Consider the following 26,299-nt stretch of genomic DNA (forward strand, 5'->3'; position numbering starts at 1 on the left):
CCGAACCAGAGCAGAGCTCCTTATCCCGACCCGTCAATCGTTGCGGCAGCGGTGGCGTGAGGCCTGGAGGCAGAGGGGGGAGGGGAGGGTTCCTGACGGGCTTGGAGGTTCGGGGAGAGGCCCCGGGCCGCCCGTCAGGGAGAACCTGACCATGGCAAAGAACGCCATTCAGAAGATCGCGATGAACGCCGCGGAGAACATTTCTTATGACAGCTTGGTGCTGTCGCAGAAGAATGTCCGGCGCATCAAGGACGGCTTGTCGATTGAGCAGCTCGCCGAAGACATCGGACGGCGAAAGCTGATCCAGAGCCTGAACGTTCGTCCTGTGCTCGACGGCGAGGGCGAGGAGACCGGCATGTTCGAGGTGCCCGCCGGCGGCCGGCGTTATCTCGCACTTGGCATCCTCATCAAGCAGAAGCGCCTGGCGAAGAACGAGCCGATCCCCTGTGTCGTCAACCGCAGGCAGGAGACCTCGGCCGAAGAAGACTCGCTTGCCGAGAACCTCCGCCGCGCCGACCTGCATCCGCTCGACCAGTTCCGGGCCTTCAAGACGCTCAGCGATCAGGGCCTCGATCCCGACGAGATCGGCGCCCGCTTCTTCGTGTCGCCCGCGACGGTGCGGCAGCGCCTGCGGCTGGCAACGGTGTCGCCGAAACTGCTCGAGCTCTACGAGAAGGACGAAATCCGGCTCGAACAGATCATGGCGTTCTCGATCTCGGAGGACCACGCGCGCCAGGAGCAAGTCTGGGAACGGATCTCCGGCTCGCACTCGCAGGAGCCCTACTACATCAGGCGCCTCCTGACGGAGACCACGGTCCGGGCCGATGATCGCCGAGCCGTCTATGTTGGTGCCAAGGCCTATGAGGCGGCTGGCGGCGTCATCCTTCGCGACTTGTTCGAGCAGGATTCCGGCGGCTGGTTCCAGGATGCAGCACTTCTCGAGCAGCTGGTCTTCGACAGGCTGAAGGTTGATGCCGAAGCCATCCGCGCCGAAGGCTGGAAATGGGTCGAGGCGGCGATCAGCGTTCCCTATGGCCACACCTCCGGCATGCGGCGCATCTACGCCGAGGCCCAGGAGCTCAGCGCTGAGGAGATCGAACGCTACGACGCGCTGAAGGCCGAATACGACAAGCTCGATGCTGACTATGCCGCGGCCGAGAACGCCGATGAAGCAATCGAGGCGAAGCTCGATCAGTTGGGCGCCGAGCTCGATGCGATCGACGACCGTCCACAAAGCTACGACCCCGCTCAGAAGGCAATTGCCGGTGCGTTCGTGACGCTTGCCGCCAACGGCGAGCTCCAGGTCGAGGCCGGTTTCGTGCGGTCCGAAGACGAGCCTCGCTCCGAGACGGATGACGTCGGTGAGGGCGAGGAAGGGGATGCCAAGGGCCAAACCCGATCCAATGGTGACGACGATAGCGATGGTGTTGTCATCAACGGCAAGCCGGTGAATGACAGTTCCGGCGATGACAGCGAGGAGGACGGCATCAAGCCGCTGCCCGATCGGCTCGTCTTCGATCTGACCGCGCAGCGGACTCTGGCGCTGCGCAACGCGCTCGCCGGTGACGTAGACATCGCGTTTATGGCCGCACTCCATGCGTTCGTGCTGCAGGTCTTCTATCGCTTCGCCCCGGATACCTGCCTGGAGATCAGCCTGAAGAGCGGCAGCTTTAGCCAGGTCGACGGGCTTGCGGAGACAAGCTGGGCCAAAGAGATCGCCGAACGGCACGAAGCTTGGGACCGCGAGCTTCCCGATGAGGCGGAAGGCCTGTGGGATTTCCTTGTCGGCCTCGACGAGGCAAGCCGCAAGGCGCTGTTCGCGCACTGCGTCTCGTTGACCCTCAACGCGGTGGTCGATCCATGGAACAGGCGGCCGCGGGCGCTCGAGCATGCAGACGTGCTGGCCAACTCACTCAAGTTCGATATGGTTGACGCCGGCTGGACGCCCACGGTCGAGTTCCTCGGTCGCCTCACCAAGGCGCGGATTCTACAGGCTGTCCGTGAAGCCCGTGGCGCAGACTCCGCGCAGCTGATCGATCACGTGAAGAAGGACATCATGGCGCGTGAAGCCGCCCGACTTCTCGAAGGATCGAACTGGCTGCCGGAGCCGCTTCGCCTCGACGTCGACGAAGTGGCTGCCGATGCTGGCGACGCCATCGCCGGCGACATGCCGGAGGAGGCGGCGCTCGAAGGCGATGCCACCGAGCTGCCGGCCTTTCTCGCCGAGGATGCCGGTGCGTCCTCCGATAAGCCGGTGACCATCGACGGCGACGTGACGGACCACCTCCAGGCCGCCGAATAGTTGGCCTCCGACTCCGTACTGGGCCCGGCACCTGCGCCGGGCCCATTCTGTTTTCCAAGATGGAGAAATTCGCATGTCCGCACATATCGTCTACGAATCCGCCCCTTTGGGGAGCGATCCGCTACTCGGACGCGCGGCGAAACCGCCCTCGCGCTTCACAAAAAAGCTCGCGACCTGGAAACGCCGGAACGGCGTCGGTCGACTGTCAGGAAGGAACCGCCGCGAACCCGCACGACCTATACCTCGCCGGCCACCATCACCCTGCATGAGGGCGATTTCGGGCAGGGCGGCATCATCGTCGTCTCGGTCAGACGCACGGGCAGGACAGCGCCAGCCCGCGTTCGGTCTCGCGACGTTGCGATGCTCGGCCGACCCGACAAACGACCTAGGCGGGTTGAAGAACACCGGCAACGCACGGGTTCCGCTTTTGCAACGTACATCGATTGCGCGCGTTCTACCGATTGGGAGGGCTACAGCTGTTCTGACCGCCGGCCTCATGCGCCGACAAAATCGGAGGCAACCAGGATGCCTAAGTTCAAAGAGGCCCTTGATCGCGGAAAGCAAGCTCGCCGTGAACAGGAGGAGAAGGCGGAGCAAGATGCCCCTATGGCGGACTTCGGCGCGCAAGCCAGGATCTGGCTAAACGACGTCGTGGTTGCGTCGTTGGAAGCGGCCAAGGCTGAGGTGGCGGGCGAGGTGACCGTCGACATAAACACCGCGCAACGCCGCCAAGTCAGCGCGTCAACGCCGTCTATTCGGTTCCAAATCTACAGAAAAGGAGGATTGGAGAAGAAGGTCAGAAGGACATTCACGGTGAGCGTTCATGTGAGTGGGGAGGTGTCAGTGTCTGCGCCCGGGATCGTGGCGAAAGATGTCGGAAACATAGGGGATAGGTCTGACGAGCGGTTCCGCAACTTGGTAGCCGAACTGATAGAGGACGCTGCTAAGGGCACTTAGCCAGCCTCCCCACTTTCGGTCTCGCGAGGTCAGTGCTCAGCCGCACCACCAAACGGCTCTGGTGCTCCAACGGTTGGTGAAGCTGGCTGTCTCAGCGTTCCTGAGGGTGGTGTGTGGTGGGTCGAGGGGGTCCGGGGGGTCTTCGCGCGAGCCGGTTATCCGATCCCCCGCTCAGAGATTTCTACCAAACATTCCGACCCGCCCTAAATACCCGCCCCATGCCCCAGCGATACGGCATAGAGAAGACACCTGAAGGCACGTGGGACATCGTCGACGTATTCACCGGGCTGCCGGTGGTCGAAGTGGGCGTCCCCTTGATCGACATGCCTATCGACGAAGCCGACGACTTGGTCGATCTTCTCAACTGCCGCGACAGGGAGCACCGGGGCGATACTTAGGCTCTCCTACGACAATCCATCAACCATTCCTTCAGCCAGTTCGACACGGTCTCCAACATCGAATTGCTTTCGTTCAAGCAGAGGATAATGATCGGATATCGTTGGCGTCCTTTGAGGGTGGGTCCCATGAGCATCCGTATCGTCGCTCCAGTTCTTACGGCAGAACAGGTAGTTGTCGAACTCCTCAAAAGGGCGGATCGTGGCGACATTGTTTCGGTCAAAGCGGCGATGGACCAAGCTCGGGAGGCTGCACCACATTTGCTGGAAACTGATGAAGAGCTAACCGAGGCTATCGTGACCGTTGCGACCGCCTTGGGCCTACTCGTTGCCTTCGATCTTCGCGAATAGCCGATGGCACTCCGTTGGTTCAACCCTCCGGTCTACATTAGGACCGACCGACCTGGCATTCGCTTCGGGGTTAGCCATGTCAAGGTGCCTCCTCGTAAGTAGCAGGTATGCAACCAAAATCGGCTTCCGCCGTTCGGGGGAGGGGCTCTCCTCAACACAAGGGCTAGTTGCATGACTGAACCAATGGTCGTTCTGCTTGTTGAAGACGAGCCTCTCCTATCGCTAGACGTTGAAGATGCCCTGGGAGAAGAGGGCTTCGACGTCGTTGCCGCGTCCAGCGGAGCAGAGGGAATAGCGAAGTTCGATCGCCACAAAGGTGCCCTCAAGGCCCTGGTTACGGACGTCAGGCTGGGGCTTGGGCCGACCGGCTGGGATGTCGCCCGTCATGTGAGAACCGCCATCCCGACTATGCCCGTGATTTACGTGAGCGGCAACGCCGCAGATGACTGGGCCGCGCATGGGGTGCCGAACAGCATCATGATCAGGAAGCCGTTCGCCATGAGCCAGATCACCAGTTGGCTCGCTGCCCTGCTTGATGGTGGCAGCTCCTCACCAGTCCCCGTGCATTAGACAGGAGGCCGTCTAGTCCCTGTGCCCACTCGGCGACCCCCTTGGGGAGAACCGTAGGGGGAGGGGAGCCCCACGTCACTCCATGGTCCGGCACGTCACCACCCACAAAGAGCGTAGTCGGCTCCCCGTATTCGCCGAGCGACGGGTTAGCATCCCGCGACCACGCAATGACCCCGGCATGTTTCCCCGCCAAGCCCCTCGCAGTCCTTATCGCCCGGTCCTCGGTCTGCTGCTCGGCTGGCCCGTAGACGGGCTGGAGGTCGCCAGTCTCATCTCGATCAAAGGCGGTGACCACGATCAGCTTGGGTGCTTTCTGCTGGGGAAGAATGTGGTCTGACATGGTGATACCTTCCGTTGGCCGTTAGGTCCCGCTTCGCTTCCGTCTATGCCACCCCCGGCTGAACCCATAGCTCACCGCAGGAGCCCAGATAGCCACCTCACGCTCCAACGAGGCGTTGGCGGCGAGTAGCGCCTTCACTGCCTCTCGGGCATCCCCGTCGCAGGTTGCAGTGACCTCGTCGGCCGCAACCTCCCAGTTCATCGCGGGAGGATCGACTTGCTGTTGCTCGGCTGGCATCGCTCTGCCTCACAGGTATGTCTCACCATCGCCGCGATGCTCGAAACAGAACCAATGGGGTGCCTGCTTTGGCTTCGCGAAACCCCAGCCGGCATCCTTGCCGTAGCCAGGGTGCTCGCACCAATGATGCTGGATGCCTGGTGCTGTAACGTGCTCTGGCCTTGGAAGGCTGATTTCGTCACCCACGATGGTGTCCACCGGGTTACTCCAAACGCCTCATGTCGACGGTGAACAAAAAAGGAAAAAAACTGTCAAGAGTGAATTGACCGGGAGAGGAATGAGTTCCTATCTTGGATCATGCCGGATACTGCCGGAAGACGCGCCTCTGCAAGCCGTTCGTCGAGGTGACGAATGCCGCTGCGGCCGTCGGAGAGCGCGCGGTAAGAGGAGAGGAAATACTTAACGGGCATGCATTATGATCTGGGATACATAGACTTGGAACAGAGGACCCTAGACCATCGACAACCCGTTCGGCACGAGGTTGTCACCCATGTCTTAGGTACAAACTGTTACCTATGTCTCCGGGCCGTACACATGGTGATAGTGGCTCCCGGGACGGATTCGAACCAGCGACCAACCGGTTAAACAGCCCTATGGAAGGGCCGGCATCTCCCCGTCACCGACCCGCCAGGTCCATGCACCGATCTCCGGCCTGTTCGCGATCATGTGCTGCAGCGAATCCTCGAACGCTTCGTCAGCTCCGGCCGGGACGACAAAGAGCGCGATTCGTTCGTTCCTGTTCTGGAGCAATGCGTTGGCGATCGGCTGGTCGGGTTGCAGGTCGTAGCGCAATCCTTTTACGCTCTTCTCGCGAAGACGGGCAAGCGCGTCGATGAGCCGCTTTTCAGGGACCGTCTCGTAAGGAATCCAGTTCTCGGACACGACCATCAACGCGATCTCCTCGACAATGGCGAGGCCGGCCGAATTCAGTCCGAACGTCGCGATAGCCATGAGATGTGAGCTTGAATCCGCTCCCCACAGCGACAATTCTCTCTCGAAGCGTGCCTGCAAAAGCCGATGCATTGCGTCGTCGATGATGAAGCGAAAACCGGGCAAATGCCTGACGACAAGTTTCTGACCCGATCGAGCAGACACGATCTCCTTCACCTCGCCTACGAGGAGCAGCAACTTCCGCGGTCCGGATTTTGGCGGAAGTGCTGTACCAAGAACCGCGTTGCGACGCTGTTCGATCGCTTCCTTGTTCTCGGCCCGGAACGGCTCGGGGACGAACAGGATGTCCGAAAGCGCTCCGCCTCTCACTGTCATTTGCCCGGCCGCCTCGATGAGGTGCCAGCGGACATTCCACCAATGTCGCTTGCCGGCCCATCTGGATGTCCAGACCGTCAATTCAGCCTCGTGCCAGAGATAGTGAAGGAGGCCACGCAGTGACATCCTCCTGGGATCTCCGGCCACGCTGGCGGAGTTCTGGCCAGCAGGCACGGACGCCGCACGACTTCCCGTCTTCGACAGGCTGAAATCCAGCTTCAGCGCTGCCATGCCGTTTTGCGGATCGACCTGGATCGCGCTGCCCATCAACGCGCCGAGCCCGGACAATTCGTAAGGCGATTCATAAGAATCGCAGGAAGAATCGTGCCCGCCGCCGCTGAGCGGCATGCGCTTGATCAGATGCAGGTCACCGATGCGGGCGACGTACATCGGGAAGCCCGGCTCGCGGCACAGGCATAGTGGACGCTCCCTGCGGGCATAGGCGTTCCCAAGCGCCGCCTGCAGATCAGGCGCCCCTTCCTCGAAGACCTCACTGCCAATTCTAAACCGTCGCATCACCTCCGCAGCTCCAGGTCGCCGCCGCATCCCTATGTGCACATTGAAGTCATGGCTTTTCGCTGAGCGCAACCGTTTGATGGACCGACGCCAGAGGGAGAGGGGAGTCGGGAGGAGTGCGGCCCGGCCGGCGCGGAGAGAGTGCCGGCGCGGGGGCCATTCCCCTCTCGCAAAGGACATCTCCATGAACATCGTTTCGACCACATCCGACGTTGCCCGAACGGCCGCTCCCCTCGGCACGCGGGCACCCGCTGCCAGCGACAGAGCCCAGGTGATCTTTCAGGCGGCGTTGCTGCTTCTACCTTTCCTAGAGCAGGGCAAGCCAGTCACCACCGCCGCGCTCCGCACCGCCATGACGGACAGCTTCGGCGGCACGGACGCACAGGGCTTCTGGGTCTGGAAGGACGCCTATGAAGCGCTCGAAGCGGCCCAGGTGCTGTTCCTGCGCCGCTTCGGATCGGCGATCCTGTCCCGGTCGACTACGCCGCAGGCGACCTTGGCGATGATGAAGCGGATCGCCAAGCTCATTCCCACCCATACGCGACGGACGGTCGAGAGCCAGGCCATGCAGCAACTCTCCACACCACTGCCACTTGCCTTCGTTGCCGCGCATGCCGCTGCAATCAGCTCGTCAGACCTCGTTCTCGAACCCTCGGCCGGCACCGGCCTGCTCGCCGTCCATGCCGAGATCGCGCGGGCCACGCTCGTGCTCAACGAGCTTGCCGCGACGCGCGGCGATCTTCTCGGCCGGATGTTTCCGCGAGTCCCCGTCTCCCGGCACGATGCAGCCCATATCGACGATCGTCTCGATACCGCCATCGAGCCGTCCGTCGTGCTGATGAATCCGCCCTTTACGGTCGGCGCCTATGTCGACGGCCATGTCGCCGATGCCGCGTGGCGGCATCTTTCGTCCGCATTCGCGCGTCTGCGTCCAGGCGGCCGTCTTGTCGCCATCACCGGCACTGGCCTGTCTCCCGAAAACCCCAAATGGCGGGCAGCCTTCGAACGGTTGCAGCAGCTGGGCACCGTCGTCTTCACCGAGGCGATCGACGGCCATGTCTATGCCCGCCATGGCACGACCGCCGAAACCCGGCTGACAGTCATCGACAAGATACCGGCCGCCGATCCGTCGCGTTTCGTCGCGTCGCCGGGCAGGGCGTCCGACGTCGATACGCTACTCTCCTGCATCATGGATCCGCCGCCCCGGACAGCGGACGGCCTTCCGGACTCGACCGACGCTCTGTCGAACGGGATCCTGCGCAATGCCGCCACGCACATGGCCGGTCGGCCCACGGCAGTAGCTGCACCCACGTCCGCAACATCGTTTGCACCAAAGGTTGTCCGACCGGCTCGCCCCGTTGCAAGGGCAACGCTCAGCCACCCGGCTCTTGCGAGCAGCGCCGCGGCGCTGCCCCTGACCTACGAGCTTCGCGAGTGGATGCCGGAGGAGAGTGGAAGTCTCACCGACACGATCTACGACCCTTACGCCCTTCAGTCGATCCACATTCCCCGTGCAAAGCCGCATCCGACTCCGCTGGTCCAGTCGGCCGCCATGGCCGCGGTCGCGCCGCCGAAGCCTTCCTACCGGCCCCTTATGCCTGACGCGATCGTCGACGAGGGCTTGCTGTCGGACGCCCAGCTCGAAAGCGTGATCTATGCCGGGGAAGCGCATTCCGGTCATCTCGCCGGCGCCTGGACGGTTGACGAGACCTATGATGTAGTCTCGGCCGCTCCAGAAGGTGCTGCGAGCGCGGTTCGCTTCCGCCGAGGATGGTTTTTGGGTGACGGCACCGGCTGCGGCAAGGGACGACAGGTCGCCGGCATCATACTCGACAACTGGCTGCAGGGCCGCCGCCGCGCGATTTGGATTTCCAAATCAGACAAGCTGCTGGAAGATGCCCAGCGCGATTGGGCCGCACTCGGCCAGGAGAAACTCCTGGTCCAACCCTTGTCCCGTTATCGGCAGGGCACGCCGATCCGCCTTGCCGAAGGCATCCTCTTCACCACCTACGCAACCCTGCGCTCCCAGGAACGCGAGGGCAAGAAGTCGCGGATCGCCCAGATCCTCGACTGGGTCGGCCAAGAGGCGGGGAGCGGCGAAGCGGCGACAGGGACAAAAGGAAACCAGGCGAGGGGGGCCGAAGGCCAGACGGGGAGCGAAGAAAACCCGGCGAGGAGGGCCGACGGCCCGACGGGGACCAAACGGTCTTTCGATGGAGTCATCATCTTCGATGAGGCGCATGCCATGGCCAACGCCGCAGGCCGAAAAAGCGAACGCGGCGACGTGGCACCCTCGCAGCAGGGCAAAGCCGGCCTGCGCCTGCAGCATGCGTTGCCAGACGCCCGCATCGTCTACGTCTCGGCGACCGGTGCAACCGCGGTTGAAAACCTCGCCTATGCGCAGCGCCTCGGCATCTGGGGCAGCGAGGATTTTCCGTTCGCCAACCGTGCCGAGTTCGTGGCCGCGATCGAGGACGGCGGTGTCGCGGCGATGGAGGTCCTTGCCCGCGATCTCAAGTCGCTCGGCCTCTATACGGCGCGTTCGCTTTCCTATGACGGTGTCGAATATGACCTGCTCGAGCACGAACTGACCCCGGAGCAGATCCGTATCTACAACGCCTATGCGGACGCCTTCCAGGTCATTCACAACAACCTGACCGCAGCACTGGAGGCGGCCAACATCACCGGCGGGACCGCCACGCTGAACCGCAACGCAAAGGCTGCGGCGCGCTCAGCCTTCGAGAGCACTAAGCAACGCTTCTTCAACCATCTCATCACCTCGATGATGACGCCGACGCTGATCGACGCGATCGAGCAAGACCGTACCGATGGTCATTCGGCGGTCGTGCAGATCGTCTCAACCGGAGAGGCGCTGATGGAGCGCCGGCTTGCCGAGATCCCGACCGAGGAATGGTCGGATCTCCATGTCGACGTGACGCCGCGCGAGTATGTCGGCGGATATTTGATGCATTCCTTCCCGACGCAGCTGTTCGAGGAATATTCGGACGCAGACGGGAACGTTTATTCGCGACCCGCGCATGATGAGGATGGCAACCCTGTTCAATGCCGGGAAGCCGTACGCCGGCGTGACGAGATGATCGAGAAGCTTGCGTCGCTGCCGCCGGTCGGCAGCGCCCTAGACCAGATCATCCACCACTTCGGCACTGACAGCGTTGCCGAGGTGACGGGCCGCTCGCGCCGCATCGTCAGGAAGACCGGCCGCGACGGTGTCGACCGGCTCGCCGTCGAAAATCGTCCGGGCTCGGCCAACCTCGCCGAAACCCAGAGTTTCATGGATGACGACAAAAGCGTGCTGATCTTTTCGGACGCCGGCGGCACAGGGCGCTCCTATCACGCCGATCTCGGTGTCAGGAACCAGAGGCTGCGCAAACACTATCTGCTCGAAGCCGGCTGGCGCGCCGACAACGCCATCCAGGGTCTCGGCCGGACCCACCGCACAAATCAGAAGCAACCGCCGCTGTTCCGGCCCATGGCCGCCAATGTGAAGGCGGGCAAGCGGTTTTTATCGACTATCGCGCGGCGGCTCGACACGTTGGGTGCGATCACACGCGGCCAGCGCCAGACCGGTGGGGCAGGGCTGTTCCGGTCCGCGGACAATCTGGAAAGCCCCTACGCTCGCGCGGCGCTACGCCAATTCTACTGGCTGCTCCACCAGGGTAAGATCGAAGGCTGCTCGCTCACCACCTTCGAGACGGTCACCGGCCAGTCGCTGACCACCGACGAGGGCGGGCTGCGCGACGAACTGCCGCCGATCACAACCTGGCTCAATCGGCTGCTGGCGTTGCGCATCGAAACGCAGAACCTGTTGTTCGAGGTGTTCGAGCAGTTGATGGCGGGAAGAATAGAGGGCGCCATCGCCGCCGGGACCTATGACAAGGGTCTGGAGACGATCACAGCCGAGAGCATCGTCGTCACCGATCGCCGAACCGTCTACACACACCCGGTCTCGGGCGCGCAGTCGCATGTGCTGACCGTCGCGCGCAAAGACCGCATCCGGCCGCTCGGTCTCATTGATGCGCTGACGATTGCGCGAGCGGAGTCCCAATCGGTTTTGCTCGTCAACTCACGCTCGAGCCGCGCGGCCATACAGCTTACGACGGCGAGCTTGATGCTGGACGATGGAACCGTCGAGCATCGCGTGCGCCTGCTGCGGCCGACCGACGAACTGCGTTTCGGACTCGACGCCCTTGCCGAAACGCACTGGCAGCCGGCTGACCGAAAACTGTTCTGCGAGATGTGGGAAGCCGAAGTGGCGGCCGTCCCGGAGTTCACAACCAGTACCTTCCACATCGTCGCAGGGCTCCTCCTGCCGATCTGGCGGCGGTTGCCTGACGACGATTGCCGGGTTTACCGCATCCAGACGGACGCCGGCGAGCGCATCATCGGCCGTCATATCGCGCCAACGCTGGTCGCGACCATGTACCGCAATCTCGGTCTCGATGATGTGCCAACGCTCGCGCCGGAGGAAGCGTGGACCGGCCTGATTGAGGGCCGGATCGGGCTGCAGCTTGCCGATGGCCTGATCCTGCGCCGCAGCCGGGTTATGAGCGACTACCGCGTCGAACTCATCGGCTTCACCGACGCGATGGTGCCGCGGCTGAAGGCCCTCGGGCTGATTTCCGAGATCATCTCCTGGAAGCTCCGGCTGTTCATCCCGATTGCCACGCAAGGGCCCGCCATCCTCGCCTTGCTCCTCGACCGCCATACGCTGGTCGGCGTCACTGACCGTACCGCAGCGGCTTGAGGGGAGGCGATCATGACCGGCTCGGCATCCGAGCTGGCACGCCGCCTCGGTGAGCATGCCGAGGCAGTGTGCCGTGAATATCTCTCCAATGGTCATCGCTCCGGCAATCACTGGATCGTCGGCGACGTCCGCAACACCCGCGGCCGCTCCATGCATGTCCGCCTGACGGCCAACGCGAAAGGACCAGCAGGAAAGTGGGTGGACGAAGCCTCGGCAGAATATGGCGATCTGCTCGATGTCATCCGCGAAAGCTGCGGCCTCGTCGACTACCGTGACGTCGCCGATGAAGCACGTCGCTTCCTCGCCATGCCGCGGCCCCGGACCTCAGGCGCGCAACGCCAGCCCACCGCGGCACGCGGCTCTCCCGACGCCGCGCGTCGCCTGTTCGGCATGTCACAGCCGATCGCCGGCACGCTTGCCGAACGCTATCTCGCCGGTCGCGGCATCCTGCTCGCCGCGCACGAGCGCGCCCTGCGCTTCCATCCCGGCTGCTACTACCGGGATCTCGTGACTGGCGAGACGCAGATGCTGCCAGCGCTGATCGCCGCCGTCACCGACCGCGACCGTCGTATCACCGGCCTCCAGCGCACCTGGCTCGCTCCGGACGGCAACGGCAAGGCGACACTCATCGATCCGCGCCGGTCGCTCGGCCACTTGCTCGGTAACGCTATTTGGCTCGGCCTCGAACCCGGGGCCGAGGTGCCGGTCATGGCCGCGGGCGAGGGATTCGAGACGATGGCTTCGCTCAGGACGGTGATGCCGACGCTGCCGGTGGCGGCTGCCACCTCGGCCAATCACCTCGCCGGCCTGAGCTTCCCGCTTGGTTGCCGTCGCCTCTACATCGCAGCCGATGCGGACGCCGCCGGCCGGCATGGCATCGAACGTCTCAGCCGGCGAGCAGGCAAGGCCGGGATCCTCGCCCTGGCGCTGCGGCCGCAGCTTGGCGACTTCAACGACGATCTGCGCAGTCTCGGCCCTGCCCATCTCGCGGCCTGGCTCGGCGATCAGCTCGCCCCGCAGGATTCCCGTCGCTTTCTGCCGTCCGGATGAAGGGCTCGGGCCGGCAGGTGGGGCCGGCGTCACCGGAAGACCTTGGCACGGCGGCGGTCCGCCGGGAGAAGCCGCGCCCGCGGCCTGCCCGAGTGGCGACCCCTGCCACGCCCCCGTCACTGCCGCAACGGCTGGCGCCGTCCTCCGCTCGCGCTCCGGCCTTCGGTGCGGCCGCGCCCGGACCGCGGCCGGGATGCGCTGTCAGGCCGCGACAGGCGCGGCCACAACCGACGGAGACACGCCATGACCTACGACCTTCCTTTCGACGACGCCTACGAGCCCTACCACACGTCCTCACCGACCGACCGCCTCATCCTCGAACTGCAGATGTACGGTCATCGTCCGCATCAGGACGAGCCCGATGCTCGCCCGCTTCCCGACGACGAGGTGATCCGGGCCGGCCTCGGCTCGATCGTCGAGACCTTCGCCGGCATGCTCGGCGACACCAGGCTCGAACCGGACCTCGACGACCTTCTCTGGTCCTTCACCAACGTCTTCCACCGCGCCGCCGAGCGCGTCGCCCGCAGCCTCGACCGCAATGAGGAGGCGCAACGGTCGAGCCAGCAGGAGCAGGACGGCTCTGAGGTGAAGTCCGTCGAGCTGGAACGGCTCACAGCCGAGGGCATAACCTATATCGAGCGGCGCAACGTGCTCGAAATCATGCGCGACGAGGCCGCCGACCTCTACGAGGCGCAGACCGGATCGGCATGGCGGCCGCGCACCGGCTCCAAGGTCTCCCACCAGTCGATGACCGCCGCAGTGATCGACTCCCGCGACTTCCTCGCAGCACGCCGTCGTGCTGACACCGAGGTGCTGGTTCCGGCCGGCACCAAGATCGCTTTCGCCGGCGGCCTCGATTGCAACGAGCATGACCGGATCTGGGACGCGCTCGACAAGGCCCGCGAGAAGCATCCCGACATGGTCTTGCTCCACGGCGGCAGCCCGAGCGGGGCCGAGCGCATCGCCGCCTGCTGGGCCGAGAACCGCAAGGTCACGCAGATCGCCTTCAAGCCGGATTGGAACCGGCACGCCAAGGCGGCTCCGTTCCGCCGCAACGACCAGCTTCTGTCGGTCGTGCCCTACGGGCTGATCGTCTTCCCCGGTTCCGGCATCACCGAGAACCTGGCCGACAAGGCACGCCGCCTCGGCATACCGGTTTGGCGGTTCACCGAGGAGGGCGGCGCGTGATGAGCGCCACCCCGCCATCCCTGATTCCGACCTTCCCGGCCCCCGCTCAGCGGGCGGCCGGTTCCGGTGTGCCAGTCCGACGGTCACGGCGACCCCAGCGACCTCTCCGATACAAAGGCGTCTCGCGATGGCGGCCTATGAGAGAGCCAGAGGTGGCCGAGACCGGAGGGCGGTGCGGGAAGGTGAGAGAGAGCCCCCGTGCCGCTTCCATCCCGCTCTCTCTGGAGGACCAGATCATGACCACTCACAACACTACAACCCGCGTCGCCACCCTGGTGAGCGAGGACCGTCGGGTGAACTTTCTCCCCGGCCTGTTCGGGCTCGAGCACCTGATGGTCGCCGAGAACACCCTCTACGGCCTCATGGAATGGCTGAGCCCGCTCGATTATGGCGGGGGCTTCTGGCGGTTCTACGAATACGAGGGCAAGCCGCTCTATCTCGTGCCGACTTCAAAGGACCGCTATCGGATCACCTGCGAGACCAATGGCTACGAGGGCGAGGTATCCGCCGACGCGGCAGGCGTCATCGTCACGCTGTTCGCCCTTTCGCATCTTTCGTTTCGATATGAGTCCGACCTGCTGGCCGAGGGGTACGCCCGCCTCTACGCATTCGCGGCCGAACATCCGGAAGCCTCCGAAATATTCCAGGCGATCGACTGACCGCCATCGGCGCCTGACAGGCGCAAGGGGGCCGCGTTTACGGCGCCCTTGCAGATCTGCCCGCATGGCGATCGCTTAGTCCGGATCGGTCTCGGTGAAGGGTGAGGGCAGGGTGGCTTCCTCGGGAAGCTGGGCGACAGCCTCGATCGCTCGTTTAAGCCGGTGGCTGCGAAAGGCGCTGTCGGCGAACCACAGCTCGATCTCGGCCGGATCCAGCGTGTCGGCAAGCGCCGGGGTCGGCACGGCGCAGCCCGAGTCCCGGATCACGCGGATGTTGTGCCGATAGCGCCGGATGCGTTCCGCCATCGGCAGCTCCGGGCCATGCTTGAGCAACTTGTCTTTCGGCCATTCCGGCATCGCATATCTCCCGCGGTGGCCTTGGCCTCGTGGTCAGGCCGCTTTGGCGATGTTCATTTCCACGTGCATGCCGGCTGTCGCCACCATGTTGACCAGCGTATCGAGGCCGAACAGGTCGATCTTGCCGCGCATGAGATCGGAGATGCGCGGCTGGGTGACGCCGAACAACCTGGCGGCCTGGGACTGGCTCAGTCCTTCGGTGGCAATGTGCTGCTTGAGCGCCATCATCAACGCCGACCGCAACTTCATGTTCTCGGCCTCGGCGGGGGTATCCGCGATGGCGTCCCACACACTCTCGAAGCGCTCGTTGCTCATCGGTTCAGCTCCTGCACCAGGTCCTTGTAACGTCCCGCGGCGAGCGTGAGGTCCGTCCGCGCCGTCTTCTGCGTCTTCTTCTGGAAGCAATGCAGCACATAAACAGCGTCGGCAAACCGGGCCACGTAGATAATCCTGAATGCGCCGCCCGCATCCCGGATCCTGATTTCCCGCACACCCTGCCCGACCGTGTTCATCGGCTTCCAGTCGTCCGGCTCGCGGCCGTTCTGAACCTGGTCGAGCTGATGACCAGCCTCGCGCCGCGCCGCCGCGGGAAAGGCGCGCAGATCGTCAAGGGCGCTCCCACGGAACTCGACAGACTTGGTCATCAAACCTACCAATACAAAATTTTATATGGGCTGGCAACTGCGACCGTCTCCGCGTACTGGGATGGGTGATCCGCATGATGAATTCTCATCAATCGCGCTGTGAGGACTGTCGGGCGCATCCGGCTGCGCCGGATCGAGGCTCTATTCCGCCGCCAGAGGCGGCTCCACGAAACCTGCTGACGCACTCTTCGCCCTTTGCGGGGTCACAATCCCTTGCGCGACCCCCACGAGCAATAGGCTCAGGAGAAGCAGCCGGGCGGTGGGGGCCTACGCGGCGCGTCGCAATGGCGAGCATTCCCGTCCACGCCATCGGCTCGAGCGGGCGAGGGTGGCTGGCGCGGGGTGGCGGGCTTTGGAGAGAAAGGAGAGACACGATGGCGATGATATTCATTGGAGGCTCACGGGACATTGACGTCCTGCCCGACCCGGTCATCGAGCGGATCAGCGCGATTGTCGCACACGAGCACGGCGTTCTCATCGGCGACGCGCCTGGGGCGGATGCAGAGGTGCAGGGCCTGCTGGCGGGCTACGGCTACGAGCATGTCGGTGTGTTCCATGCCGGTAAAGAACCGCGCCACAACCTCGGCGACTGGGCGGCCTACCGCATCCCGCCACCTGATGGCGCACAAGGTTTCGCCGTCCATGCCGGGACGGACAGGGAAATGGCGCGCCGGGCCGACTATGGCCTGATGATTTGGGATGGCGCATCACCCGGCACCTTCCTGAATGTGCTGCGCCTAGTGTTGATCGCTTCGCCCTGCGTCGTATACGACACGATGCGGAGCAGGGTGACGACCACCTGCAGCGTGGCTGAATGGCGAGCCATGTTCGAACGCGCCGACGCCGACGTCGCGCGCGAGGTCATCGCCCGGATGACGGCAGAGGAGCGGAAAGCGGTAGCGGCGTAAGCGCAGATGGACACCACCTTCAGTCACGTTGGCCGAATCGGCTACGGTCTCGGCCAGCCTCCTATTGCAGCGTAACCCGGCCCCCTGCGAAGCCGGTATGACGCGCTCAGGACGGCCCCCAGGCATACGGCGACCCTCTTGCTCTCTTCGCCGCCGGGAGCCAGGACGACAGCCCTGAAGCACGCTTGCATGGCCGCCGACGCGGAGGCGCAGCGCCTCTCGCCGAATAGCTGCGACAGCTTCGTCGACAGCGACGATCATGACAGTCGTCGTCGGCTTGCCGAGGCTGCGGAGAGACCAGGGTGCTTCCTCGCCGGAGTTGGCGGTGCCGAACGATGGTGAGGATCGATGACGGGAGCGGTCAGGGCTCCTCCCAGCGGCCGCCGGCCGGTCACGCCTTGCGACGGAGGCAGCCACAGAAGATCGTCCCGGCTTCGGTTGCAACGCGAGCCATTCCCTTTTCATGTCGCCTTTGTAGAGGACCGCCTGCTTTGTGCGGTCAACCCCCGACGGGGGTACACTCGGCGCAAATTCAGGAAAATTCGATTTCAATTTTTGTTTGCGGGCAGGCGAAGGACCTGCCCGCGGTTTTCGGCAAATAGAATTTTCCAGAATTTGCGCCGAGATGACCGCAGCAGGACGGCCCTCTCCTTCGACGCCATCGGGAATGGTTCCCGATGCAACCGAAGGAGAACTATCATGGCTACCACGATCGCCAACCTCACCACCAAGTCGGACGGCTCGATGGAAGGCGTCTTCGCAACGCTCCGGATCAACGCACCAATCACCGTCATCCCGAACGGCAGCAAGGCCAGCGAGGAAGCGCCCGACTTCCGCATCCTCAACAAGCGCACCGGCTTCGAGATCGGTGCAGGCTGGTACCGCAAGTCGCAGCGGTCCGGCGAGGAATACCTCTCTGTCAAGCTTGAGGCGCCCGAGATCGGCGTGATCTTCGGCAACGTCGCCCCGGCCCCCGGCGGTGATGAGAGCAAGAAGGTCATCCTCTGGAATAACCCGCAGTGAGCGATCGGTGGCCGGCCCCGCAGGGGCCGGCTTCCTCTGCCAACAGGAGGCTGCAATGAGCCGCTACACCATCACCGCCAATGGACACGGCCGATTGGACCCCGAAGCCATCATCGGCTACGACCCGCCGCTGCAAACCTATTTCCTACAGGCGTTCCCCCACGAAGAGACGGACGAACCGGCGCTGTGGCTCGGCACGTACGATCGGGACTTCGACACGATTGTCGCCCTGCGCGCAGCAGCCTTTGCCAAAGGGTACGACTTCACGCCGCTTCCCGAGGAAGTCGCCGCGCAACTCGCGGCCGACAAGGCGGAACACGCCGCCCGGCCACGCCACGGCGTCTGTCTCGGCGAACTTCTGCGAAAGCCGCAATTCGAATAATCACTGGAAAGCCAAGAAGCCTGCACCGGAGCAGGCGTTTTGCAGTCGCGCCGACATCCCAATCGTCAACCATTCCCTGACACATCACGATAGCCGCGTCGCCGCTTGGCGTGCTCGATCACCAACCGAGCCGCGTGAGCCTCCTCTGCTTCCTGGTAGAGGTCGATACGGATACGGCCCGGCCGTCCGATCCTCCCCCACTCCCGTACAACACAAATGTCGCCGAATAGGCTCGGCGTTGTCGACAAGCTATAGTACCGCGCCATGTTGCATGCGGGATCGATGCGGTGGAGACGTGTCGCGGCATGTGTCGGCATGACACGACATTGGCCACCTACGTCCATCTCGTCCAACGAGTTCGATGAATCAATCCGGCTTCATCGATTCACAATTCTGATGCGTGGAAGTGCCGCTAACTTTGGGCGAGCCGCCTTGGCGGAAGGGCACAACTTACGGGGTGCCAGCGCTCCCCGAGCCTCTCGGTCGCCGGCGACGATCCCTCTCGCGCCGCCCGGCGGCATCATTGCCCACTACCTCGATGGCTGCTCGGAAGTTCTGTCTTCCCCAACCAGACCTTCGATCATGCTGAGCAGGCCGGATGCGGTCGAGGCCGGCATGTCCAGAATGCGCAGCACGAGCTTCAGCTTGTCGTCGGCCTCCTTGCGGCTTTCGCCGAAAAAATGCGGTGCGGCGGCGTGGATCATTTCCACCGGCGAACAGCCGAGGATTTCGCAAAGGTGGATCAGCCGCGTCGCCTGCAGCTTCGAAAACGCCCGCTCATAGCGCGCGAAAATCGTCTCATGCAGCCCGACCATCATGCCGACCTGGGCGCGATTGAGCCGCTTCGCGTCGCGATGCTCGCGGATGAACTGGCTGAATATCTGCTCCATCTCGCCGAAGCTTCGAATGCCTTCGAAACCTGGCTTGCGATAGATCGGTTTCTCCGATTCTTCGTCGCTCGTTTCGACGAGCCCCCATTCGTCAATATATTTCTGGACGTCCTTGATCGCCATGGCGAAGGCTTTGGCCCGCTCCCTGTTGCCCTAAAAACACGTCGCTATGACGCGGGTCTTCTCCCCCGTCGGTCCTTCCTCTGTGAAATCAGGACCAATTTGACATAAGCCTAGCAGCAAATAGGCGCTCTGATCAAATGTCCCTGGACCGCGAGTCCGGAGGCTGAAACCTGATCGGACTATCAAGCGCCAATCTCGTCGAGATATTTGACGATCGCCGCCTCGATGATCGCCTGCATCGATGTCTCCGCATTGAACGATGCCAGCTTCAGCCGGCGCTTGGTCCGCCGATCAAGGCTCACATTGACGAAAAAGCTCTCCCCTTTCACGCGCTCCCGTTTAACCCGCCGCAGCGCCTTTCTCGCTTCCTGACGGATACTGATATCGGCTTCCGCCTTGTTGGCTGGAGGCTCCGGCAGCCTCGCATCTGCCTCAGGCGCGCACGCGTCCGGCACGTCGACAGCCACCTTCTTTTTGGGAGCGGTCACGAACTCATCGAGCGATAGCTGCTCTTTTCCGCTCACCGACCGCCCCCCGTCTCTCCATCAGTGCCCAAAAGCTCATCGATCTCCTCCACAACGCTTTGTGTCTCCCGACGTGCCTTCGCGATCGCTTCCGTGAGTTCCTGCATCTGCAAAGTCCCGATGCCGTTCTGGATATCCTTGTACACGTTGCGTTCCATCACCTCGGTCCGGAAGAGATAGGTTCCGACCTTGTCCTCGATGATCGGCCGGATCTTCCGATAAAGTTCGGTGTGCCGCACGGTCAACGATACACGCGTCCGCAGCACACCGTGAAGGCAACCGCGGCCGAGCGCCTCGTTGACGCGCAGGACGGATTCAAAACAGTCGATCGCGCCGAGTACCTCCCGCTTCGATGCCTGGATCGGCGAGATGACAAGATCGGACCATCCAATCACCGGATCGACGATCGCCGTGTCCTCGCCCGGTGTGTCGATCAGAATGCAGTCGAAGCCGGAGCCTGCGCGATCCAGATAAGTGCCGACCGCCCTGGCCGTCTTGTGGCCAACGACATCGACGCGCTCGGCCTGGGCTTCCTTCTCCCGGCAGTCGCTCCACCACTTGGTCAGATTGCTGCGCGCATCCATGTCGATCATCGCCACGGTTCGACCTCGAAGGGCATACTCGCCAGCGATGTTTATGAGAGCGGTGGTCTTGCCTGCGCCTCCCTTGCCGTTGATGGCGGAGATCACGGTCGGCATCCTCTTCTCCTTACAAATATGGGTTTCTACTCACACACGAATCCCCGATTGCGGGGATGTGGATTCATGTGACTCAAGGCTCAGACGTATATAGAAATCTAGAGTCATGTTGACCACCAAAAAGTGGGAAGATCGCCAGAATTAAGTAATATCGATGTCTATTTGGTTGGCAGGATACGGAAAAATGTGATACATTTTTCCTGACGATCGAGGGACGGGCCCTCGATCCGCGGCTTTGGCCGCTAACCAGGTAGAAGGGTGATGGTGAGAGCCGGCGCAACTGTTGCAAGACGGCCGCGTAGGCGGGACAGAGTCGCGCATATCCGGTTCGCCTGCGACGAGCTTGCCGTTGTGAAATCGGCTGCAAATGGCGCCGGCATGTCAGTTTCCGCCTTCATCCGCACACTCGCCTGCGAGGGTGCGGGCATCCGCCCTTTTCTCAATGATGCCGATCGCGCGATCCTGCAACTCCTCGCAGCGGATTTGCGTGCTGTCGGCAATGGTCTCAACCAGGCCGTGCGCGCGCTCAATACGGGGCGGTTGCGCACGGTTTCGGATATCGCCGCATCTGCGGACGATGCCCGCGCCATTTCATTGACCGTCGCCGCCGAGCTGTCCCAGATGACGAAACGCGCCGGCACGGCGCGGCGCTTGGGGGCTCGCTAATGGAATTTTTCCTTGGGACTTTCGAACGGGAGTGGGAACGGCGTCGCGCAGCGCTGCTTCATGAAATACAGCGGAGTCGGGACGAGCGCCATGACTGGGACTGGCGGCGAAGGGGCGGGGTGGCGTTCGCACCAGACGAAACGACAGGGCGAGGGGACAGGGCGCGCGCCGGCCACAACGCCAGCCCGCGTTCCTATCTCACCAGAGCTGTCGCGCCGAACCGATCGATGCGTCAGCGGTTCACAGCCGTAGCGCAAGGGAGCCAGCCTGCGGTGGTCAAGCTCGCGTCCTACGGTCGTGGAGCGCGCCTGGCTGCTATGGTGAGCTACGCCTCCCGGAATGGCGAACTGGCCGTCGAAACCGAAAAGGGGGAGCAGATCATCGGCAAGGCGGGCCTGTTCCAATTGCGCACCGAATGGGAGCATCTTTTCGACAATCGTGCCTCGAGCCGGGACGTTGGTCTGTTCCAGGTGACGGTGAACACGAAGACAAACGATAGCGATCGTGACCAAATCCTTCGCCATGTCCTGCGCGCCGCGTTCGGCGAGCGCCGCTTTGTTTATGCAATCGAGGGCGTACACGGCAGGCATTTGCGAGTGCGCGGGGTCCTGCTCCTGCGCGGGCCGGCTGGCGAGCGCCTGACCGGCGACGCGAAGGCCGCGGCAATCGCCCAAGATCGGTTGAACAGGAGCAGGATCGGCTGCGACGTCCAGGCACGGGTTCTGTTCCACGGTCACGGCAATGGCGTCGCGTTCGCAACGAGCCGGATTCGCCAAATGGTCGAGCGCTTCGAAGGGCGGGTCCGCGATGATAGGGACAGCCATATCGAGACTGTCAAACAAGCTGGCGATCTCGTCCAGAAGGACTGGCGGAAGCAGATGCAAAGCCGCACAGGACGCGACGTCATGCATCTGGTCGTCTCGGCGCGCGCGGGCACTGATCAAGCTGCTTTTCGAGACGCGGTGCGGGAATTCCTTGGCGATCAATTCGCCGGGCATCGGTATGTTTATACCATGCACGATCCGTCTGACGATCCAAAAGTGGCAGGGCATGGCGGCAAGCGGCCCCATGTCCACGCCCACGCGATCGTTACCATGCGTGGGGAGACAGGAGAACGCATCGAGACGAGCCCCCAGGTGTTCCGGGAATGGCGCTCACTGATGGCTGAGAAGGCCCGGGCGCACGGAATCCGCATGGAGCTGACCGATCGTCGCGAGTTTGCAAGTGCGCCTGCCTATGCTCGTAATCAGGTGCGGCCTGTCAGCTATGTGGGCAGAAGCGAGCATGGGGGCACAAGCGCGTCGGCACATGCACGTTATCTGGCCAAGCGTTCCAATCTCCCCCACGCAGCAAAGTCCGTCCGCAGTGCCCGATATTTGAGAGAGGTTGCCCAGGCATGGAACGCAATTGCGCGGGGCAGCACAGAAAAGAAGATCGCCAACTTCGCTGGAGATCAGCTCGAACGAATCCGGGCTGCTGCACGCTACACCGAGATCGTGACGCAGAGACAATCCTCTGGGCAAGCAGCGGACAGGGATGACCCCACAGTGCTTTTGGCCCGGGAACTTTTTGGAGGCGAGGAGGCTGCCATGCTTGCGATGACACGTCCCGAGTTTGAGGCATACGAGAAACGGATAGAGGCTATTCTGGCGGATGTCGGGCGCTCGATCGAGCCATGGGAGCGCAAACAATTCAACGAAGTCGTTGAAGCCGCGCGGGAAGTGATGAGCATCCGCCGGGAAAACCTCCGCATTTCCGAACAACAGCTTGCCGCGAGCGAAGCTGACCGGAACGCCCAAGTTCGCACTGGCGAGCCTTCGCAGCTGTTGGAGAGCGGATCTCAAACCCCACAAACCACATCGAACTCAAAGCACGAGCCGATTTCAGGGAATGCGGCGGTGGCCCGAAGCCGGGAGCTTGAACGCGATGATCGGCTGCGCAGCGCCCATGAACCTCTTGATCCCCGCGAACTACGTGCCGGTGAAAGGATGGGATTGCCCAGGAAAATAGCGGGTCAGCCAAGAGGGGTGCCGGAGCCGAGTTCGCCACGACAGGATCCTCCACAACAATCGGCGCAGCGGCTGCGAGGATCGGAGCAGGAAGTCGAAGAGCGGCAGCCACGTGATCGCAACGAGCGCGAGCGCTAGGCTGGTGACACCATCGCGCCCTTCCTGAGCCGAGACGTTAGACGGCTGCTCGCAAATGTCGGATTGGCTTTCCGGGTGAAAGCGACTGCGCGGCTCGCGCGATGCCTTGCGCGTCAATTCCATGGTGCCGATAGAGGTCCGTGATGGTGCCCGACTGGCCGAAATGCTCCACGCCCAGCGACCGGGCCTTGTGACCCTCAACGGATCCGAGCCAAGCAAGCGTGGCAGGATGGCCGTCAAGCACCGTGACGAGCCCACAATGTGAGGGAACGCTGGCTAGCAATCGTTCGACAGGGCTTTGTGCATGGACGACGCCGTGCTCCCTGGCGCGCTGTGCGGCGGTCCATCCCGCATTCAGGCGATCTGCAGACGTTACCGCCAAAAGGCCCACGTCGCGGCGATCCTCTGCGATCAAGCCGATCGCATCTATCGCTTCGGGTGCAATCGCTCCCGTGTAGGCGATCACGATCTGCGCATTCGGCCCTGGCTTTCGCATCCAATAGCCTCCATTGAGAATGGCTTCAGCCAGTGTCTGATCAATAACGCGTTTGGGTTGTTCAATCGGCCGCGTCGACAGTCTGAGATACACCGAGCCTCCAGTGGCATCCCTGAGCCAAGTCACGGGATCGGGCTGGATATCTCCATCGCGTTGCATGTAGTCGAATGAAAATCGCAGAATGGTTGCGAGCTCGTCGACAAAGGCTGGCTCAAAGCTGGCGAGCCCATCCTGAGCCATACCGATGAGGGGAGTTGCTATCGATTGATGGGCGCCGCCTTCAGGCGCCAGACTGATACCGGAAGGGGTGGCGACGACAATGAAGCGTGCATCCTGGTAACAGGCGTAGTTCAGCGCATCGAGCCCACGTTCGATGAACGGGTCATAAAGGGTCCCTATCGGCAAAAGCCGCTCGCCAAATATCGAATGAGAAAGCCCCAGAGCCGAGAGGTTGATAAACAGGTTCATCTCGGCAATGCCCAGTTCGATATGTTGGCCTTTCGGTGAGAATTGCCAGTTGAAGGTCGACGGGATGCGCTCCTTCTTGAACAGATCCGCCTTCTCTTCCCGAGCAAAGAGTCCCCGACGATTGACCCAAGCGCCGAGATTGGTCGAGACGGTGACGTCCGGCGATGTTGTGACGATCCGCCTTGCTAGCTCAGTCTCCGACTTGGCGATCTGATGCATGAGAATTCCAAAGCCATGCTGTGTAGAGACAGGCGATTGCACCTCGATGGGAAATGCCTCGGGGACAGCAATTTTCGGGGGCGCGTGGCGGCCACGGCGCCCGGCATTGAATGGAGCTTCCTTAAGAAAGGCAGACAACTCGGCGGCGGGGAGTTGAAGACCTTCAAAGGGTTCCCATTCGAACCCCGGCCGTACCCGAAGGCGGGCGCGCAGGTCTTCGGTCTGTGCCGTGGTCATCAAGCCTGCATGATTGTCCTTGTGGCCAGCCAGCGGCAGGCCGAACCCCTTGATCGTATAGGCGAGAAAGCAGACCGGCCGATCATGCTTGCGTGCCTCCTCGAAGGTCTTCAACAACAAGGGCAGATCATGACCGCCAAGGTTTGTCATCAAGCGCGCAAGGTCGTGGTCGGAGCGGTTTTCAATCAGCCTGGAGACTTGACCTTGATCACCGATCTCATCAAGCAGGCGTCTGCGCCACGCTGCCCCACCTTGATAAGCCAGAGCCGAGTAGAGCTGGTTGGGGCACTTGTCGATCCAGCCGCGTAAAGCCTCGCCCCCAGGCTCCTCGAAAGCTTGCTCCAGCAGGGAGCCGTATTTGAGGATCACCACCTCCCAACCGAAATCGCGAAACAGGGAGACGAAGCGCTCCCACAAGCCTTCCCTTACGACCGCGTCCAAGCTTTGGCGATTGTAGTCAACGATCCACCAGGTGTTGCGCAGACCGTGCTTCCAACCCTCGAGAAGAGCCTCAAAGATGTTACCCTCATCCATCTCGGCGTCACCAATAAGCGCGACCATGCGCCCTTCGGGACGGTCATTGGCCATGCCTTTTGCTCGAAGGTAATCCTGCGCCAACGAGGAAAACAGGGTTTGCGCGACTCCCAGTCCCACCGATCCGGTCGAGAAGTCGACATCGTCCGTATCCTTCGTCCGTGATGGATAGGACTGCGCCCCTCCATAGGCGCGGAAGGATTCCAGTTTCGACCGTGTCTGGTTGCCGAAGAGATATTGGATAGCATGAAAAACCGGACTTGCATGCGGCTTCACTGCGACCCTGTCTTCAGGATGCAAGACCGCGAAGTAGAGTGCAGTCATGAGCGTCGCGAGCGATGCTGACGATGCCTGATGCCCTCCAACCTTTAGCCCGTCGTCATTCGGCCGAAGGTTGTTGGCGTTGTGGATCATCCATGTGGACAGCCACAGCACCTTGCTTTCGAGTTCCTTGAGGCACGCGAGTTTCGGATCGTTCATTTTCGAGCTCCACCGAGAGGAGGCGAGGATAGGACAATCCAGCGGGCGATTGCGGCTAAAAACGCGATAAGATAGATCACCTTCAGCCGAACTCAGCTAATTGTCATGTGGGAAACCAAAACTTATGCCAAAACGTGTCATTGACGATATCGATCGCAAGTTATTGTCTGCACTTCAGTCGGATGCTCACGCGACGACGGAAAAACTCAGCGAAATCGCCGGACTCTCTCCGTCACCTTGCGCCCGTCGAGTGCGGATGCTCGAAAAATCAGGCGTGATCAGAGCCTACGTGGCAATCGTTGATCAGGTGAAGGTAGGATTGCCCGTTAGCGCATTTGCGTCGGTCAAGCTCGAGCGACAGCGGGAAGAAGAGCTCGATGGGTTTTCGAGTGCCGTCCTTCGTTGGCCTGAAGTGGTCGAATGCTATTTGATGACCGGGAAAATGGACTTCTTGCTGCGTGTCGTCGTGAAGGATTTAGAGGCGTATGAAACTTTCCTGAAACAGAAACTCACGAGACTCGATGGCGTGGCATCGATCGAATCCAGCTTCGCCTTGGGCCAGGTGAAGCATGCATATGGGCTTCCGATCGGCGCCTGAAGCTTTACCCTGGCGCCTTGGCAGTTCGAGGTTTGATTGGGTTTCTTAGATCGCGAGAAATTAGCCGGCGCCAATCCGGGAGGGTACATAGGTAGGCACCGGCCGTGCGGGAAATCGGGCCCGGCGCATCGACGTCCGCTGGACGCTTCGCAACCTGGGGCAAATGTCAGCGAGCGTCAACATACTGTTTATACGAAGTATTCTGCGGTTCCATAATGTATGTTATGCATTTTTTACTTATTGCCGCAAAATAGAAATGTCTTGATTCCGCAAAGTAGGAATGTCGCCCTGCTCGTCTATGAGCGAGGG

General features: G+C 62.3%; 25 protein-coding genes and 1 pseudogene. 15 read left to right on the forward strand and 11 right to left on the reverse strand.

Going from position 1 to position 26,299, the window contains the following annotated elements:
- Positions 1 to 151 precede the first annotated feature (151 nt).
- From O7A60_RS28420 to O7A60_RS28440, 5 genes are all read left to right on the forward strand, one after another.
- On the forward strand, positions 152 to 2,302 hold the full coding sequence (locus tag O7A60_RS28420; protein WP_337109033.1) for a ParB/RepB/Spo0J family partition protein: 2,151 nt from the start codon (positions 152 to 154) through the stop codon (positions 2,300 to 2,302).
- Between the two features lie 525 nt (positions 2,303 to 2,827).
- Positions 2,828 to 3,259, forward strand: a complete 432-nt coding sequence (locus tag O7A60_RS28425) for a hypothetical protein (RefSeq protein WP_337109034.1) — start codon at positions 2,828 to 2,830, stop codon at positions 3,257 to 3,259.
- Between the two features lie 218 nt (positions 3,260 to 3,477).
- Positions 3,478 to 3,657, forward strand: coding sequence for a hypothetical protein (locus O7A60_RS28430; protein WP_337109035.1), 180 nt, complete (start codon positions 3,478 to 3,480; stop codon positions 3,655 to 3,657).
- Between the two features lie 126 nt (positions 3,658 to 3,783).
- Positions 3,784 to 4,005: a hypothetical protein gene (locus tag O7A60_RS28435; RefSeq protein ID WP_337109036.1), complete on the forward strand. Its 222-nt coding sequence runs from the start codon at positions 3,784 to 3,786 to the stop codon at positions 4,003 to 4,005.
- Positions 4,006 to 4,176: 171 nt separating this feature from the next.
- Complete coding sequence (locus O7A60_RS28440) at positions 4,177 to 4,575, forward strand: response regulator (protein WP_337109037.1); 399 nt, start codon at positions 4,177 to 4,179, stop codon at positions 4,573 to 4,575.
- An 85-nt stretch (positions 4,576 to 4,660) separates the two neighbouring features.
- Here O7A60_RS28440 and O7A60_RS28445 read toward each other — a convergent pair.
- From O7A60_RS28445 to O7A60_RS28455, 3 genes and pseudogenes are all read right to left on the reverse strand, one after another.
- Positions 4,661 to 4,915 (reverse strand): annotated as a pseudogene (locus tag O7A60_RS28445) (hypothetical protein); the annotation flags it as partial.
- Between the two features lie 246 nt (positions 4,916 to 5,161).
- Positions 5,162 to 5,350 (reverse strand): hypothetical protein, encoded by a 189-nt coding sequence (locus O7A60_RS28450; protein ID WP_337109038.1) that lies wholly within the window; start codon positions 5,348 to 5,350, stop codon positions 5,162 to 5,164.
- Positions 5,351 to 5,743: 393 nt separating this feature from the next.
- Entirely contained in the window at positions 5,744 to 6,934 is a 1,191-nt protein-coding gene (locus O7A60_RS28455) for a DUF1173 domain-containing protein (RefSeq protein WP_337109055.1), read from the reverse strand.
- Positions 6,935 to 7,118: 184 nt separating this feature from the next.
- Here O7A60_RS28455 and O7A60_RS28460 point away from each other — a divergent pair, with 184 nt between their 5' ends.
- The 4 genes from O7A60_RS28460 to O7A60_RS28475 all read left to right on the forward strand — a co-directional run bounded on the left by O7A60_RS28460 (position 7,119) and on the right by O7A60_RS28475 (position 14,596).
- Positions 7,119 to 11,699, forward strand: coding sequence for a strawberry notch family protein (locus O7A60_RS28460; RefSeq protein ID WP_337109039.1), 4,581 nt, complete (start codon positions 7,119 to 7,121; stop codon positions 11,697 to 11,699).
- Between the two features lie 12 nt (positions 11,700 to 11,711).
- Positions 11,712 to 12,749 carry a DUF7146 domain-containing protein gene (locus O7A60_RS28465; RefSeq protein ID WP_337109040.1) on the forward strand — a complete coding sequence of 346 codons (1,038 nt, stop codon included), beginning with the start codon at positions 11,712 to 11,714 and terminating at the stop codon, positions 12,747 to 12,749.
- A gap of 243 nt (positions 12,750 to 12,992) precedes the next feature.
- Complete coding sequence (locus tag O7A60_RS28470) at positions 12,993 to 13,937, forward strand: DUF2493 domain-containing protein (protein ID WP_337109041.1); 945 nt, start codon at positions 12,993 to 12,995, stop codon at positions 13,935 to 13,937.
- 236 nt (positions 13,938 to 14,173) lie between these two features.
- Positions 14,174 to 14,596: an antirestriction protein gene (locus O7A60_RS28475; protein ID WP_337109042.1), complete on the forward strand. Its 423-nt coding sequence runs from the start codon at positions 14,174 to 14,176 to the stop codon at positions 14,594 to 14,596.
- Between the two features lie 75 nt (positions 14,597 to 14,671).
- Here the strand turns inward: O7A60_RS28475 and O7A60_RS28480 are convergent, their stop codons facing one another.
- Genes O7A60_RS28480 through O7A60_RS28490 form a run of 3 tightly spaced genes read right to left on the reverse strand, consistent with a single transcriptional unit; the run spans position 14,672 to position 15,597 of the window.
- Complete coding sequence (locus tag O7A60_RS28480) at positions 14,672 to 14,953, reverse strand: hypothetical protein (protein WP_337109044.1); 282 nt, start codon at positions 14,951 to 14,953, stop codon at positions 14,672 to 14,674.
- A gap of 33 nt (positions 14,954 to 14,986) precedes the next feature.
- Positions 14,987 to 15,268, reverse strand: coding sequence for a helix-turn-helix domain-containing protein (locus tag O7A60_RS28485; RefSeq protein ID WP_140812471.1), 282 nt, complete (start codon positions 15,266 to 15,268; stop codon positions 14,987 to 14,989).
- A complete protein-coding gene (locus O7A60_RS28490; protein ID WP_337109045.1) occupies positions 15,265 to 15,597 on the reverse strand; it encodes a type II toxin-antitoxin system RelE/ParE family toxin in 333 nt (110 codons plus the stop codon). Before O7A60_RS28490 ends, O7A60_RS28485 begins: the two co-directional genes overlap by 4 nt.
- Positions 15,598 to 15,971: 374 nt before the next feature.
- On the opposite strand from O7A60_RS28490, the gene O7A60_RS28495 reads away from it, so the two are divergent.
- The 3 genes from O7A60_RS28495 (at position 15,972) to O7A60_RS28505 (ending at position 17,910) form a co-directional block, all read left to right on the forward strand.
- Positions 15,972 to 16,505 carry a hypothetical protein gene (locus tag O7A60_RS28495; protein ID WP_337109046.1) on the forward strand — a complete coding sequence of 178 codons (534 nt, stop codon included), beginning with the start codon at positions 15,972 to 15,974 and terminating at the stop codon, positions 16,503 to 16,505.
- Between the two features lie 699 nt (positions 16,506 to 17,204).
- Positions 17,205 to 17,528: a DUF736 domain-containing protein gene (locus O7A60_RS28500; protein ID WP_027144402.1), complete on the forward strand. Its 324-nt coding sequence runs from the start codon at positions 17,205 to 17,207 to the stop codon at positions 17,526 to 17,528.
- A 55-nt stretch (positions 17,529 to 17,583) separates the two neighbouring features.
- Positions 17,584 to 17,910 carry a hypothetical protein gene (locus O7A60_RS28505; RefSeq protein WP_337109047.1) on the forward strand — a complete coding sequence of 109 codons (327 nt, stop codon included), beginning with the start codon at positions 17,584 to 17,586 and terminating at the stop codon, positions 17,908 to 17,910.
- 65 nt (positions 17,911 to 17,975) lie between these two features.
- Here the strand turns inward: O7A60_RS28505 and O7A60_RS28510 are convergent, their stop codons facing one another.
- From O7A60_RS28510 to O7A60_RS28525, 4 genes are all read right to left on the reverse strand, one after another.
- Positions 17,976 to 18,254, reverse strand: a complete 279-nt coding sequence (locus O7A60_RS28510) for a WGR domain-containing protein (RefSeq protein WP_337109056.1) — start codon at positions 18,252 to 18,254, stop codon at positions 17,976 to 17,978.
- A 186-nt stretch (positions 18,255 to 18,440) separates the two neighbouring features.
- Positions 18,441 to 18,923, reverse strand: coding sequence for a helix-turn-helix domain-containing protein (locus O7A60_RS28515; RefSeq protein ID WP_337109048.1), 483 nt, complete (start codon positions 18,921 to 18,923; stop codon positions 18,441 to 18,443).
- Positions 18,924 to 19,105: 182 nt separating this feature from the next.
- Complete coding sequence (locus O7A60_RS28520; RefSeq protein WP_032935408.1) at positions 19,106 to 19,447, reverse strand: hypothetical protein; 342 nt, start codon at positions 19,445 to 19,447, stop codon at positions 19,106 to 19,108.
- On the reverse strand, positions 19,444 to 20,145 hold the full coding sequence (locus O7A60_RS28525; protein ID WP_337109049.1) for a ParA family protein: 702 nt from the start codon (positions 20,143 to 20,145) through the stop codon (positions 19,444 to 19,446). Before O7A60_RS28525 ends, O7A60_RS28520 begins: the two co-directional genes overlap by 4 nt.
- Before the next feature lie 261 nt (positions 20,146 to 20,406).
- On the opposite strand from O7A60_RS28525, the gene O7A60_RS28530 reads away from it, so the two are divergent.
- Both O7A60_RS28530 and O7A60_RS28535 read left to right on the forward strand, forming a co-directional pair.
- Positions 20,407 to 20,811, forward strand: coding sequence for a plasmid mobilization protein (locus O7A60_RS28530; protein WP_337109050.1), 405 nt, complete (start codon positions 20,407 to 20,409; stop codon positions 20,809 to 20,811).
- A 272-nt stretch (positions 20,812 to 21,083) separates the two neighbouring features.
- Positions 21,084 to 22,958, forward strand: coding sequence for a relaxase/mobilization nuclease domain-containing protein (locus O7A60_RS28535; RefSeq protein WP_337109051.1), 1,875 nt, complete (start codon positions 21,084 to 21,086; stop codon positions 22,956 to 22,958).
- A 37-nt stretch (positions 22,959 to 22,995) separates the two neighbouring features.
- Here O7A60_RS28535 and O7A60_RS28540 read toward each other — a convergent pair whose 3' ends face one another.
- Positions 22,996 to 25,392 carry a 1-deoxy-D-xylulose-5-phosphate synthase N-terminal domain-containing protein gene (locus tag O7A60_RS28540; RefSeq protein ID WP_337109052.1) on the reverse strand — a complete coding sequence of 799 codons (2,397 nt, stop codon included), beginning with the start codon at positions 25,390 to 25,392 and terminating at the stop codon, positions 22,996 to 22,998.
- A gap of 124 nt (positions 25,393 to 25,516) precedes the next feature.
- On the opposite strand from O7A60_RS28540, the gene O7A60_RS28545 reads away from it, so the two are divergent.
- Positions 25,517 to 25,990, forward strand: coding sequence for an Lrp/AsnC family transcriptional regulator (locus O7A60_RS28545; protein WP_337109054.1), 474 nt, complete (start codon positions 25,517 to 25,519; stop codon positions 25,988 to 25,990).
- The last annotated feature ends 309 nt before the right edge of the window (positions 25,991 to 26,299 follow it).

Origin of the sequence: Mesorhizobium salmacidum (SeqCode) (assembly GCF_037179605.1) — a bacterium.
Lineage (GTDB): Bacteria > Pseudomonadota > Alphaproteobacteria > Rhizobiales > Rhizobiaceae > Mesorhizobium > Mesorhizobium salmacidum.